Consider the following 13771-nt stretch of genomic DNA (forward strand, 5'->3'; position numbering starts at 1 on the left):
GATGAGGATCTCCATGCGAGGGCTGCGGGTTGCCGCAGCCGTTGTTTCGATCGGCGGCGCGCTCGTTGCGGGCGCCGGCGCGACCGAACCGGCTCCGATGCCGGCTTCGCCGGCGGCGCATGTTGCCGTCGAACGGCTGCTTGCCGATCTGCGCACCCGCTCGACGCCCGGCCAGTATGCAGCGGTGGCCGGCGCGATTCACGCGTCGCCGGCACTGGCGACGCAACTGGACGAGCTGGTCGAGGCCGGGCTGTTGACGCGCATCGCGGTCGACAGCGGCGACGCCGCGCTCGGCAGGACGACCGGCGCGTTGCGCAACGGGAGCGTGTGGATCCTGACGCCGGCGTTCGTCGCGAACCAGGCGCCGCGGCGCCTGTTCGACGTGGTGCTGGACGACGATATCCTGCCGGACAACATGGTGTTCGCGCTCGGCTACATGGCATGGCGGGCGAAGCACGATGCCGACGTGAGCCGTGCATCCGAGGCGCTGCGGGCATCGGACGACAGCGCGGACGCAAAGAAGCAGCGATGGATCGACCTGAACACGCGGATCGACGCGGGTGGCTTCATCCAGGGCTGGAACGACACGGTGGATGCCGCCACGTTTCGGCATGACGGCCGGCCGATCAGCATCGTGCAGGCGGTCCAGATGATGATGAACCTGCGCTATCGCGGCCCGCTGATCAAGGCGATCCGGGCGACGCCGCCGGCCCCGAAGCTGCGGATCTTCGCACCGGCGCTCGCGCTCGACGCAGACAATCTCGACGCGCTGACGGCGGCGCTCCAGGCTTCTCCCGTCATCGACATCGAGCCGTTGAGCGCGGCGCGCTGATGGTTGGCGCCGTGCCTCGACGTCACGCCGCGGCGTGTGCCCGGCCGCGCCGCACGATCACCACCCGCCCCAGCGCGCCGCAAGCGCGGCGAGCACGGCCGCGCCGGCCGTCTCGGTGCGCAGCACGCGAGGCCCAAGCGACAGCGCGGTGAACCCGCGTGCGCGCGCCGCGTTTTCCTCGTCGGGCGACAGCCCGCCTTCCGGCCCGATCAGCAGCGTGACGGTTGCCGCAGGCGGCGCGTCGGGCAGCGACGCGAACGGAATGCTCGCGCGCGGCGACAGCAGCAGCCGCAGCTCGCCGTCGGCCGGCGCGGCCGGCAGCGTATCGAGCCACGCGTTGAAGCCGGCGACCTGCGCGACGTCGGGCACGCGGTTGCGCCCGCACTGCTCGCACGACGCGCGCACGACGCCGCGCCAGTGCGCGACGCGCTTGTCCGCGCGCTCGCCGGTGAGCTTCACGACGCCGCGCGCGGTCGACAGCGGCACGACCGCCGCGACGCCGAGCTCGACGGCCTTCTCGATCACCCAGTCCATCTTGTCGCCGCCGGCGATACCTTGCGCAAGCGTCACGCGATAGGGCGGCTCGGCTTCGGCCGGGTCGAACGTGTCGATCTGCGCGAGCGCGCTGCGCTTGTCGATCTCGACGAGCCGCGCGCGGTACTGGCCGCCGGTGCCGTCGAACAGCGCGAGCACGTCGCCGGGCTGCAGGCGCAGCACCTGCGCGTGGCGCGCGACATCGGCCGGCAACGCGAGCGTGGCGTCGGCGCGCAGTGCCGCGTCGACGAAAAAGCGCGGCACGGCCGCGGTGGTAGTGGCTTCGTTCATGCGTGTAGCGGTGTGGTTCATGCGTCGAGGCGGTGTCCGAGTGCCCACCGGTAGCCGTCGAGATCCTCGATCTGTGCGAACCGGTCGCCCCAGAACTGATCCTGCGGTGCGCTCAGCGATTTCGCGCCCGCGTCGAGCGCGCGCTGCCAGGTGGCGTCGACGTCGTCGACATACAGGTAGAACGATTGCGGCGCGGTGGCGTTCGCGCTCTTCGGTGTGAGCGCGGTCGAGCCGAACGCGCCCTCGGGCGCGAACATCACGATCAGCTGGCCGCGGTACGCCATCTCGACGTGCATGATCGCGCCGTCCTCGTCGTGCACGTCGCGCAGCTCGAAGCCGAATGCGGCCTTGAAGAAATCGATGGCCGCGCGCGCATTGCGTACGGCCAGGTAGGGCGTCAACCAAGGCACGTTGGCCGGACGTGGATCGGTCATGAAAATCTCCTGTGTGGGCGCTTCGGCACGTGCTCTGATTCCATGCTTCGGCGTTCGTTCAGGGGGCGGCGCGGGCGTCCGGGGTGTTCCGCCCCGGTGCGATGCATCACGAATCCTGCGAGGACGCGATGGAAAATGGAAGCGAGGCGGTCGCCCGGACGTTCAGCGGCGGACGCCCAGTGTATCGCGCAGCGCGCACGGCAGGGCAAACAGGGACGCATGCAGCCGCGCGTCGTAGTAGCGCAAGCCCTGGACGCGGCGGGCGGCGAGCCGTTCGTCGATGTCGTGCGCGAACAGCGCGGCCGCGTCGAGCGTGTCGCTCGCGATCGCCATCAGCCACTGCGAACCGTACAACGGCACGTGCGCGGACAACGGATCGACGACCGCGAAGCACGCGCGCAGGTCGTCGAGCAGTGCGGCGATGCGCGCCGTGTGGAACACCGGCGAGCCGAGGTGCATCGAGATCGCGCCGCACGGTGTCAGGATCCGCTTGAGCCGCCCGTAGAACTCGCGCGTATAGAGGCCGGCCGCCGGCGAATCGGGCGGTGTGAGGTCGAACACGACGAGCTCGAAATGCTCGACGGTCGACTCGACGAAATGTGCGGCGTCGCCGATCACGACCTCGACGCGCGGGTCGTCGAGCGCGCCCTGGTGCACGTCGTCGAGATAACGGCGCGCCATCCCGACCACCTCGTCGTCGAGTTCCGCGATCACGATCCGCTCGATGCACGCATGCTTGAGCAGCTGGCGTGCTGCACCGCCGTCGCCGCCGCCGAGCACGAGCGCCCGGCGCGGCGCCGGATGCGCGAGCGCGGCCGGGTGCGTCATGCACTCGTGATAGACGTACTCGTCGCCGACCGACGTCATCGGCCGGCCGTCCAGCGTAAACAGGCGGCCGAGCTGCGGGGTCTCCCAGACTTCGATCTGCTGGTGCGGGGACGCGACGCGCGCGAGCCGCCGGGCGTTCGGGAAGCCGTAGGCGGCATCGGGCGTAGGGTGAAAGAGAAGCGTGGTGCTCACGGGCGGGCGGCTCAGGGCAGGCAGTTCCGACGTCTGAATTATAGGAGGCGGGCGGTTTGACGGAAAACCGTGCCGGAACACTGTGCACAGACAAGGGAAATGTCAGCCCATCTGTTAAAATGACGAGCTTTGCAGCCCCGTCCGTAGGCTCCGTCCGCTTCGCGTCCGTCAGGCGCCGCACCGCGCGCCGGGAACGATCGACGCTCGAGCTTCCGGATGCCGCCGTGCCCCCGTTTCCTCGACTCGATCTCCGGACTCGACATGACGACTTCGTCTCCCGCCTCCACCACCCTGATGGCCAACGCGATCCGTGCGCTCGCAATGGACGCCGTCCAGCAAGCGAACTCCGGCCACCCCGGCATGCCGATGGGCATGGCCGAAATCGGCGTCGCGCTCTGGTCGCGTCATCTGAAGCACAACCCGACGAACCCGCACTGGGCAGACCGCGACCGCTTCGTGCTGTCGAACGGCCATGGCTCGATGCTGCTGTACTCGCTGCTGCACCTGACCGGCTACGACCTGCCGATGGAAGAGCTGAAGAACTTCCGCCAACTGCACTCGAAGACGCCGGGCCACCCGGAATACGGCATCACGCCGGGCGTCGAGACGACCACCGGCCCGCTCGGCCAGGGTCTCGCGAACGCGGTCGGCATGGCGCTCGGCGAAGCGCTGATGGCCGACGAGTTCAACCGTGACGGCGCGAAGATCGTCGATCACCACACGTACGTGTTCCTCGGCGACGGCTGCCTGATGGAAGGCATCTCGCACGAAGCCTGCTCGCTCGCCGGCACGCTGAAGCTGAACAAGCTGATCGCGCTGTACGACGACAACGGCATCTCGATCGACGGCGACGTCGTGAACTGGTTCCACGACGACACCCCGAAGCGTTTCGAAGCCTACGGCTGGAACGTGATCCCGCACGTGAACGGCCATGACGTCGACGCGGTCGACGCGGCCATCGCGAAGGCGAAGCTGTCGGACAAGCCGACGCTGATCTGCTGCAAGACGGTGATCGGCCAGGGCGCGGCGACCAAGGCCGGCGGCCACGACGTGCACGGCTCGGCGCTCGGCGCGGAAGAAATCGCGAAGACGCGCGAAGCGCTCGGCTGGACGTGGGCGCCGTTCGTGATTCCGCAGGAAATCTATGCGGCATGGGACGCGAAGGAAGCCGGCAAGCGCGCGGAAACGGACTGGGATGCGACGTTCGCTGCATATCGCGCCAAGTTCCCGGCAGAAGCCGCCGAATTCGAGCGCCGCATGGCCAACCAGCTGCCGGCCGACTGGGCGCAGAAGGCTGCCGCGATCATCGCCGGCGCGAACGAGCGCGGCGAGACGGTGGCGACCCGCAAGGCGTCGCAGCAGGCGATCGAAGGGCTGGCTGCCGCGCTGCCCGAGTTGCTCGGCGGCTCGGCCGACCTGACCGGTTCGAACCTGACCAACTGGAAGGCGTCGAAGGCCGTCCGTGCGAATCCGGAAGGCCCGGGCGTCCAGCTGGGCAACCACATCAACTACGGCGTGCGCGAATTCGGCATGAGCGCCGCGATCAACGGCCTCGCGCTGCATGGCGGCCACAAGCCGTTCGGCGGCACGTTCCTGACGTTCTCCGACTACAGCCGCAACGCGCTGCGCGTGGCCGCGCTGATGAAGCTGCCGTCGATCTTCGTGTTCACGCACGATTCGATCGGCCTCGGCGAAGACGGCCCGACGCACCAGTCGATCGAGCACGTATCGAGCCTGCGCCTGATCCCGAACCACGACGTGTGGCGTCCGGCCGACACGGTCGAGACGGCCGTAGCCTGGACCCACGCGATCGCAGCCGACCGTCCGTCGAGCCTGATCTTCAGCCGCCAGAACCTCGCGTTCAACCCGCGTACCGATTCGCAGATCGCGAACATCGAGAAGGGCGGTTACGTGCTGAAGGACTGGGACGAAGAGATCGTCGCGCGCAAGATCATCCTGATCGCGACGGGCTCGGAAGTCGAACTGGCGATGAAGGCCGTCGCACCGCTCGCGCAGCAAGGTATCGCGGCCCGTGTCGTGTCGATGCCGTCGACCAACGTGTTCGACCGCCAGGACGCCGAGTACCGTGAGCGCGTGCTGCCGCACGGCGTGCGCCGCGTCGCGATCGAAGCGGGCGTGACGGCCTTCTGGCACAAGTACGTCGGCCTCGAAGGCGGCGTCGTCGGGATCGACACGTTCGGTGAATCGGCGCCGGCCGGCGTGCTGTTCAAGTACTTCGGCTTCACCGTCGAGCACGTCGTCGAGACCGCCAAGGCCGTGCTGGCCTAAAAGCATACGCGACGCGCGCTACCCCTCGCGCGCGTCGCACCGTGAAGCTGCACGAAACGAATTTTTTTCAGCCATCAGGAGATAGACCATGACGATTCGCGTCGCAATCAACGGCTACGGCCGCATCGGCCGCAACACGCTGCGCGCGTTCTACGAGAACGGCAAGAAGCACGACATCGAGATCGTCGCGATCAACGATCTGGGCGATGCGAAGACCAACGCGCACCTGACCCAGTACGACACCGCGCACGGCAAGTTCCCGGGCGAAGTGTCGGTCGACGGCGATTACCTCATCGTGAACGGCGACAGGATCCGCGTGCTGGCGAACCGCAACCCGGCCGAACTGCCGTGGGGCGAGCTCGGTGTCGACATCGTGATGGAGTGCACGGGCTTCTTCACGACGAAGGAAAAGGCGAGCGCGCACCTGAAGGGCGGCGCGAAGAAGGTGATCATCTCGGCGCCGGGCGGCAAGGACGTCGACGCAACGATCGTCTACGGCGTGAACCACAACGTGCTGAAGGCCGAGCACACCGTCATCTCGAACGCATCGTGCACGACGAACTGCCTCGCGCCGCTCGTCAAGCCGCTGCACGACAAGATCGGCCTCGAAACGGGCCTGATGACGACGATCCACGCTTACACCAACGACCAGGTGTTGACGGACGTCTATCACGAAGACCTGCGCCGCGCGCGTTCGGCCACGCACAGCCAGATCCCGGCGAAGACGGGTGCTGCTTCGGCGGTCGGCCTGGTGCTGCCGGAACTGAACGGCAAGCTCGACGGCTACGCGATCCGCGTCCCGACGATCAACGTGTCGATCGTCGACCTGTCGTTCATCGCGAAGCGCGACACGACGGTCGAGGAAGTCAACGCGATCATGAAGGAAGCATCGGAAGGCGCGCTGAAGGGCATCCTCGGCTACAACACCGCACCGCTGGTGTCGATCGACTTCAACCACAACCCGGCTTCGTCGACGTTCGACGCCACGCTGACCAAGGTGTCGGGCCGCCTCGTGAAGGTGTCGAGCTGGTACGACAACGAGTGGGGTTTCTCGAACCGCATGCTGGATACGGCTGTCGCGTTCGCGAACGCGAAGTAATCCCGCACGTTGCGCGGCCGCCGCAAGGCGGCCTGCGTAGCGAACGAGCCCGGCCCGGTTTTCCGGCCGGGCTTTTTTATTGCCCGCGGTTATTGCTTGATGCTGCCGTCACCTGCTCGAGCGCGGTGACGAACGCGCGCTTCAGCGGGCTGTCGAGATCGGTCCACGCGAGACCGATGCCGGTGCGGTGCCCGGCCAGGTCGAGCGGCCGCGCGAGCACGTTCGGCGGCAGCGCGCTGGCGGCTTCCGCCGGAATCAGCCCGATTCCCATCCCCGCCGCGACGAGCGCGAGCATCGTCGTGAATTCTCCGAACTCCTGCGCAATTTCGAGCGTCGTGCCCGCGCGGCTCAGCGCGAGCAGCATGTCGTCGTGAAAGCCGGGCGCGTAGCGGCGCGCGAGCACGAACGCGGGCTGGCCGCGCAGCGCGGCCGGCGAGATCGCATCGTGCGCGGCGAGCGGATGGTCGAGCGGCAGCGCGACGACGAAGCCCTCCTCCAGCACCACGCGCGTGTCGATGCCCGCATACGCGGCCGGCAGCCGGATCATCCCGAAATCGATCCGCCGGTCGCGCAGCGCGGCGATCTGGTCGGGCGTCGGCAGGTCCTTCAGTTCGAGCGTGATCAGCGGATAGCGCTCGCGCATCGTGCGCAGCACGGCCGGCAGCAGCACGGGCAGCACCGACGACACGAACGCGATTCGCAGCGTGCCGATCTCGCCGCGGCTCGACAGCCGCGCCATCTGTTCCGCGCGCGCGGCCTGCTGCAGCGTCGCGCGCGCTTCGGGCAGGAACACGCGCCCCGTATCGCTCAGTTCGACCTTGTGCCGGTCGCGCTCGAACAGGCGCGCGCCGAGCTCCTCCTCGAGCGCCTTGATCTGCATGCTCAGCGCGGGCTGCACGATGAACAGGCGCTGCGCGGCGCGCCCGAAATGCAGCTCTTCCGCGAGCGTGACGAAGGCGCGCAATTGCTTGAGTTCCATGGGCGGCGGGCAGGCGAGGGTGGTAATCAGATTCCATGATAACCGGATCAAAAAAGACCATTGGCGCGGCGCCCGGCCGGCGGCCGAAGATACCGTCAACGCGAGACCGGCCGCGATGGGCCGTCGGCTCGACTGGTATGAGGAGACACACATGACCAACGCGCTTGACCGGTTCCGCCTCGACGGCCGCCGCGCACTGATCACGGGTTCCGGACGCGGGATCGGGCTGACGCTCGCCCGCGGGCTGGCCGAAGCAGGGGCGGCGATCGTCATCAATGATCGCAATGAGGAGAAGGCCGCGACGCTCGTGCGGCACCTGCGCGAGGAAGGCTTCACGGCCGACTACGCGGTGTTCGACGTCACCGAGCACGCGCAGGTACGCGCGGCGATCGACGATTTCGAGGCGCGCATCGGCGCGATCGACATCCTCGTGAACAACGCGGGCATCCAGCGCCGCGCGCCGCTCGACGCATTCGAGCCGGACGACTGGCAGGCGCTGATGCGCGTGAACCTCGACGGCGTGTTCAACGTCGCCCAGGCCGTCGCGCGCCACATGATCGCGCGCGGCCGCGGGAAGATCATCAACATCTGCTCGGTGCAGAGCGAGCTCGCGCGGCCGACGATCGCGCCGTATGCGGCGACCAAGGGCGCGGTGCGGATGCTGACGAAAGGGATGTGCGCCGACTGGGCGCGCCACGGCATCCAGGCGAACGGCCTTGCGCCCGGCTATTTCGAAACCGAACTGAATCGCGCGCTGGTCGATGACGCGGCGTTCTCGGACTGGCTGTGCAAGCGCACGCCGGCCGGCCGCTGGGGGCGCGTCGACGAGCTGTGTGGGGCGGCGATCTTCCTCGCGTCGGCCGCATCCGATTTCGTGAACGGCCAGACGCTGTTCGTCGACGGCGGGCTGACCAGCGCCGTCTGAGCGGCGGTGCTTGCGCCGTGTGCGCAGCACCGTCGCGCCGGCTCGCGCCGGCATCCGAATTCCCAGAAGAGCCCGCCAGACGAGCGGGCCGATGTCCCGGCGCGATGGCGCCGGGTTCCGGAACGGAAGGCAGGAGACAGGAGACAACGATGGATCGCATTTCCCCGCCGCCCGCGCGGCACGATGCAGGGTCCGGCACGCCGGGTGACACCGTCGAGCGCCGCGGCGTCGACACGAAGCAGCTCAACCGCGCGGCATGGACCTGCTCGCTCGGCAGCGCGCTCGAATACTACGATTTCGCGTTGTACACGCTCGCGTCGGCACTGGTGTTCGGGCCGCTGTTCTTTCCCGCGCAGACCGCCGAGATGCGGCTGATCGCGAGCTTCGGCACCTACTTCGTCGGCTTCGCGGTGCGCCCGCTCGGCGGCGTCGTGTTTGGTGTGCTCGGCGACCGGATCGGCCGCAAGTTCGTCCTGACCGCGACGGTGCTGCTGATGGGCGTCGCGAGCACGCTGATCGGTGTGCTGCCGACCTTCGCGACGGCCGGCTACTGGGCACCCGCGCTGCTGATCCTGCTGCGCATCCTGCAGGGCCTCGGTGCCGGTGCGGAGCAGGCCGGCGCCGCGGTGCTGATGACCGAATATGCGCCGCCGGGCAAGCGCGGCTTCTATGCGTCGCTGCCGTTCCTCGGCATCCAGCTCGGCACGGTGCTCGCGGCGGCCGTCTATTTCCTGCTGCTCGCGAACATCGATCGCGTCACCGACGGCTGGGGCTGGCGCGTGCCGTTCCTGTTCAGCGCGGTGATCGTCGCGGTCGGGATCTACATGCGCGTGCGGCTGCACGAGTCGCCGACTTTCGTGCGGCTCGAGAAGCGTGCGCAGGTCCTCGCGAATCCGCTGAAGAGCGCCGTGCAGCATTCGAAGCGCTCGCTGCTGATCGGCATCGGCCTGCGGATGGCCGAGAACGGCGGCTCGTCGATCTACCAGGCGCTCGCCGTCAGCTATCTCGCCGGCGTGATCGGGATGAAGGGGCCGATCGGCGCGCTGGCGCTGGTGTGCGCAGCGACCGTCGGCGCGTGCACGGTGCCGCTGGCGGGGCGCCTGAGCGACCGCTTCGGCCGCGTGCGGGTGTATCGCACGTTCGCGTGGCTGCAACTCGCGCTCGCGTTCCCGGTGTGGTGGATCTTCAGCCAGGGGAACGTGGTCGCGAGCGTCATCGCGATCTCGGTCGCGCAGGGCTTCGCGAACTGGGGGATGCTCGGCGCGCAGGCCGCGCTGCTGCCCGAACTGTTCGGCGCGCGCCATCGCTACATGGGCGTGTCGTTCTCGCGCGAGGTATCGGCCGTGCTCGCGGGCGGGATCGCGCCGCTCGTCGGCGCGACGATCATCGCGACCGTGATCGCGCTGCACGGCGGCGACCACACGGCCGGCGTGCGCGCCTGGGTGCCGATCGCCGCCTACCTGGTGGTGCTGACGCTGATCACGCTGTTCACGACGTCGCGGATGCCGGAAACGCTGAACCGCGATCTCGACGATCCGCTCGACGCGGCACAGGCGGCGCCGGCACCGGACGCCGATGCGCTCGCCCGGCACGCATGAACACGCCGGGCGGCTGACGCGGCCCGGCACGCTTTCGCATTCAACTCACCTCGACAGGAGCAAGCGCAGATGGCGCACGAATCGACCCAGCGGCCCGAACTGCTGATGACGGGCCCTTACCAGCCGTGGGACGACGCATGGCTGTCGGCCGGCTACGACGTCCACCGGTTGTGGGAGGCCGCCGACCGCGCGGCGTTCCTCGCCGAACACGGCGCCGGCGTGCGCGCGATCGCGACGCGCGGCGATCTCGGCGCGAATGCCGAGCTGATCGCCGCGCTGCCGAAGCTCGAGATCATCGCGTGCTACGGCGTCGGCACCGATGCGATCGATCTCGCCGCCGCGCGTGCACGTGGCATCCGCGTAACGAACACGCCCGACGTGCTGACCGGCGACGTGGCCGACCTCGGCGTCGGGCTCGCACTCGCGATGATGCGCCGCATCGGCGCCGGCGACGCGTACGTGCGTTCTGGCGCATGGCGCGACGGCGACATGCCGCTCGTCACGCGGCTTTACGGCAAGCGTGTCGGCGTGGTCGGCTTCGGCCGGATCGGCTCGACGCTCGCGCGCCGGCTGTCGGGTTTCGACGTCGAGCTCGGCTACTTCGACGTCGCGCCTCGCGAGGACAGCCCGCACCGCTTCTTCGGCGACCTTGCGGCGCTCGCCAGCTGGTGCGACCTGCTGATCGTCACGCTCGCGGGCGGGCCGACGACGCGCCACCTCGTCGACGCCGCCGTGCTCGACGCGCTCGGGCCGCAAGGCTATCTGGTGAACGTGTCGCGCGGCACGACCGTCGACGAACCGGCGCTGCTCGACGCGCTCGAGCGTGGCGCGATCGCCGGTGCCGCGCTCGACGTGTTCTGGAACGAACCGAACATCGACCCGCGTTTCCTCGCGTTGCCGAACGTGCTGCTGCAGCCGCACCATGCGAGCGGTACGATCGAGACACGCCAGGCGATGGGCTGGCTCGTGCGCGACAACCTCGCCGCGCACTTCGCCGGCGCGCCGCTGGTCACGCCGGTCGCCTGAGGAGGCTGTCATGCGTATGCGTTGCATGTGCGTCGTGATCCACGGGCCGAACGACCTGCGGGTGGAAGAGCAGGATCCGGGCGAGATCGGCCCGGGCCAGGTGCGCGTCGATGTCGCGATGGGCGGCATCTGCGGCTCCGATCTTCATTACTTCCGGCACGGCGGCTTCGGTGCGATCCGGCTGCAGCAGCCGATGGTGCTCGGCCACGAGGTGGCCGGCACGGTCGCGGAAGTGGCGCCGGACGTGACGTCGGTGAAGGTCGGCGATCGCGTCGCGGTCAATCCGAGCCGGCCGTGCGGCGCGTGCCGCTACTGCCTCGAAGGGCTGCCGAACCAGTGTCTCGACATGCGCTTCTACGGCAGCGCGATGCGGATGCCGCACGTGCAGGGCGCCTTCCGCAACGCGCTCGTGTGCGACGCCGTGCAGTGCGTGAAGGTTGCCGATCACGTGCCGCTGTCGCTCGCGGCGCTCGCCGAACCGTTCGCGGTCGGGCTGCATGCGGTGTCGCGCGCGGGCCCGCTGATCGGCAAGCGCGTGCTCGTGTCGGGCTGTGGGCCGATCGGCGTGCTGGCGGTCGCGGCGGCGCGCGTGCATGGCGCGGCGGAGATCGTCGCGACCGACGTCGTCGAGGCGCCGCTGGAAGTGGCGAGCGCGCTCGGCGCCGACCGCACGATCAATGCGGCGGTCGATACCGGATGGGTCGAGCGTTACGGCGCCGACAAGGGCACGTTCGACGTGATGATCGAATGTTCGGGCAATGCGCGTGCGCTGCGCGACGGGCTGGACGTGATGCGTCCGCGCGGGGTCGTCGTGCAGCTCGGGCTCGGCGGCGATGTCAGCCTGCCGCAGAACGTCGTGGTCGCGAAGGAGTTGTCGATCTGCGGATCGTTCCGCTTCCACGCGGAATTCGCGCTCGCGGTGCAGCTGATCAACGCGGGGCGCGTCGACCTGCGGCCGGCCGTCACGCGCGTGTTCCCGATGCGCGACGCGAACCTCGCGTTCGAACTGGCCGGCGACCGGCAGCGTGCGATGAAGGTGCTGATCGACTTCGCGGACGAGGCTGCTTGACGTCACGGTCACGCGCTTTCGCGCGACGGTCTCGACGCCATCGTAAAAAAGGCACGCCCGCGGTTCGCGGGGCGTGCCTTTTTTCGTCGTGCTGCGCAAACGCGCTACCGCATCACTGCGTGATCTGCCGCACGCCGACGCGCTGCGACGCGAGCCACAAGGCGATCAGCACACCCGCGGTTTGCGGGGCGTGCTTTTTTCGTCGTGCTGCGCAAACGCACTACGGCGTCACTGCGTGACCTGCCGCGCGCCGACGCGCTGCGACGCGAGCCACAACGCGATCAGCACGCCCGCGGTTTGCGGGGCGTGCTTTTTTCGTCGTGCTGCGCAAACGCGCTACGGCGTCACTGCGTGACCTGCCGCACGCCGACGCGCTGCGACGCGAGCCACAACGCGATCAGCACGCCCGCGAGCGCCGCGCCCGCGACGCACACACCGCGCCAGCCGTCGATGCCGTACGCGACGCTCGCCGCGAACGACCCGAACGCACCGCCGATGAAGTAGCTCGTCAGGTAGATCGTCGTCACGCGGCTGCGCGCGTTGCCGGCCAGCGCATAGATCACGCTCTGGTTCGAGATGTGCATGCCCTGCACGCCGACGTCGAGCAGCAGGATGCCCGCGATCAGTGCCGCGAGCGAGTGCGCGCCGGTGGCGATCAGCGCGAACGACGCGAGCACGGCCGCCGCGAACAGCCCCGTCGCCGCATTGCCGTGGCCGCGATCGACCAGCCGGCCGGCCGATGTCGCCGCGAGCGCGCCCACCGCGCCGACGATCCCGAACAGGCCGATCTGCCCTTCGGAATAGCTGTACGGCGGCTGGCTCAGCAGGAACGTGAGGCCCGTCCACAGCAGGCTGAAGCACGCGAACACGAGCGCGCCGTAGGTCGAGCGCAGCGCGATCAGCGGTTGCGCGCGCACCAGCGCGACGAGCGACTTCATCAGCGCCGCATAGTCGAGGCGCGCGTCGCGGCGATCCTTCGGCAGCTTCACGGCGAGCACGGCGGTCAGCGCCGCCACCATCACCGCGGCGATGCCGTACACCGCACGCCAGCCGAACCCGTCGGCGATCGCCCCGGCCGCGACGCGCGCGAGCAGGATGCCGAGCAGCAGCCCGCTCATCACGGTGCCGACCGCGCGGCCGCGCGAGCGCGCGTCGGCGAGCGAGGCGGCGAACGGCACGAGCAGCTGTGTCGAACAGGTGACGAAGCCGACTGCGACGTTCGCGACGACGAACATCGTGAAGTTGGTGCTGAACGTGACCGCGACCAGCGCGACGACGTTGAGCATCAGCAGCCGCACGATCAGCGTATGACGGTTGACCGCGTCGCCGAGCGGGACGATCAGCAGCAGGCTCGCCGCATAGCCGAGCTGCGTCAGCGTGACGAGATAGCCGAGCTCGGTCGGTGCGCGCCCGAAGCTGCGTGCGATCGCAGCGAGCAGCGGCTGCGCATAGTAGATGTTGCCGATGACGATGCCGCACGCGCAGGCGAACAGCAGCGTCATGCCGCGGGTCAGGGGAGGATGGGTGTCGTGATGCGGTTCCATGGTCGCGAAAAACAGCGGCGCCGGCCGGCGGCACGGGGCCGTCGGTTGCGCGGGGTGACGGAAATCGGGGCCGGCGTCGACGGATCGGCGGTGAGCCGATGCGCGCCGGGCGGATCGCGGCCGGGCCCGGA

The 13771-nt window shown here is 69.1% G+C and carries 12 protein-coding genes; 7 read left to right on the forward strand and 5 right to left on the reverse strand.

All coding sequences use genetic code 11. The annotated features are described in order from the left end of the window. The first annotated feature begins 1 nt into the window (after position 1). On the forward strand, positions 2-832 hold the full coding sequence (locus tag LGN19_RS26005; protein WP_226217871.1) for a hypothetical protein: 831 nt from the start codon (positions 2-4) through the stop codon (positions 830-832). A 57-nt stretch (positions 833-889) separates the two neighbouring features. On the opposite strand, the gene LGN19_RS26010 is transcribed toward LGN19_RS26005, so the two are convergent. The 3 genes from LGN19_RS26010 to speE all read right to left on the reverse strand — a co-directional run bounded on the left by LGN19_RS26010 (position 890) and on the right by speE (position 3111). Continuing rightward, positions 890-1657 carry a 16S rRNA (uracil(1498)-N(3))-methyltransferase gene (locus tag LGN19_RS26010; RefSeq protein WP_122944448.1) on the reverse strand — a complete coding sequence of 256 codons (768 nt, stop codon included), beginning with the start codon at positions 1655-1657 and terminating at the stop codon, positions 890-892. Positions 1658-1674: 17 nt separating this feature from the next. Next, entirely contained in the window at positions 1675-2091 is a 417-nt protein-coding gene (locus LGN19_RS26015; protein ID WP_174960410.1) for a VOC family protein, read from the reverse strand. A 162-nt stretch (positions 2092-2253) separates the two neighbouring features. Next, positions 2254-3111 carry a polyamine aminopropyltransferase gene (gene speE, locus LGN19_RS26020; RefSeq protein ID WP_226217873.1) on the reverse strand — a complete coding sequence of 286 codons (858 nt, stop codon included), beginning with the start codon at positions 3109-3111 and terminating at the stop codon, positions 2254-2256. Positions 3112-3327: 216 nt separating this feature from the next. On the opposite strand from speE, the gene tkt reads away from it, so the two are divergent. Continuing rightward, positions 3328-5400, forward strand: coding sequence for a transketolase (tkt, locus tag LGN19_RS26025; RefSeq protein ID WP_226217875.1), 2073 nt, complete (start codon positions 3328-3330; stop codon positions 5398-5400). Between the two features lie 88 nt (positions 5401-5488). Continuing rightward, the gene (gene gap, locus LGN19_RS26030) at positions 5489-6499 is read left to right on the forward strand and encodes a type I glyceraldehyde-3-phosphate dehydrogenase (protein ID WP_174916851.1); all 1011 of its coding nucleotides are present in this window, start codon (positions 5489-5491) and stop codon (positions 6497-6499) included. A gap of 76 nt (positions 6500-6575) precedes the next feature. Here gap and LGN19_RS26035 read toward each other — a convergent pair whose 3' ends face one another. Continuing rightward, a complete protein-coding gene (locus LGN19_RS26035) occupies positions 6576-7478 on the reverse strand; it encodes a LysR substrate-binding domain-containing protein (RefSeq protein ID WP_226217876.1) in 903 nt (300 codons plus the stop codon). Between the two features lie 151 nt (positions 7479-7629). Between LGN19_RS26035 and LGN19_RS26040 the strand changes: the two genes are divergently transcribed. The 4 genes from LGN19_RS26040 to LGN19_RS26055 all read left to right on the forward strand — a co-directional run bounded on the left by LGN19_RS26040 (position 7630) and on the right by LGN19_RS26055 (position 12096). Continuing rightward, positions 7630-8403, forward strand: coding sequence for an SDR family NAD(P)-dependent oxidoreductase (locus LGN19_RS26040; RefSeq protein ID WP_122946597.1), 774 nt, complete (start codon positions 7630-7632; stop codon positions 8401-8403). Between the two features lie 149 nt (positions 8404-8552). Beyond that, positions 8553-10001, forward strand: coding sequence for an MFS transporter (locus LGN19_RS26045; RefSeq protein WP_174960402.1), 1449 nt, complete (start codon positions 8553-8555; stop codon positions 9999-10001). A 69-nt stretch (positions 10002-10070) separates the two neighbouring features. Beyond that, positions 10071-11027 carry a 2-hydroxyacid dehydrogenase gene (locus LGN19_RS26050; protein ID WP_175222953.1) on the forward strand — a complete coding sequence of 319 codons (957 nt, stop codon included), beginning with the start codon at positions 10071-10073 and terminating at the stop codon, positions 11025-11027. Between the two features lie 10 nt (positions 11028-11037). After that, positions 11038-12096 (forward strand): L-idonate 5-dehydrogenase, encoded by a 1059-nt coding sequence (locus tag LGN19_RS26055; RefSeq protein WP_175021577.1) that lies wholly within the window; start codon positions 11038-11040, stop codon positions 12094-12096. 344 nt (positions 12097-12440) lie between these two features. Here the strand turns inward: LGN19_RS26055 and LGN19_RS26060 are convergent, their stop codons facing one another. Then, positions 12441-13640 carry an MFS transporter gene (locus LGN19_RS26060; protein ID WP_226217878.1) on the reverse strand — a complete coding sequence of 400 codons (1200 nt, stop codon included), beginning with the start codon at positions 13638-13640 and terminating at the stop codon, positions 12441-12443. Positions 13641-13771: the final 131 nt, after the last annotated feature.

Source organism: Burkholderia sp. AU30198 (assembly GCF_020419825.1).
Taxonomy (GTDB): domain Bacteria; phylum Pseudomonadota; class Gammaproteobacteria; order Burkholderiales; family Burkholderiaceae; genus Burkholderia.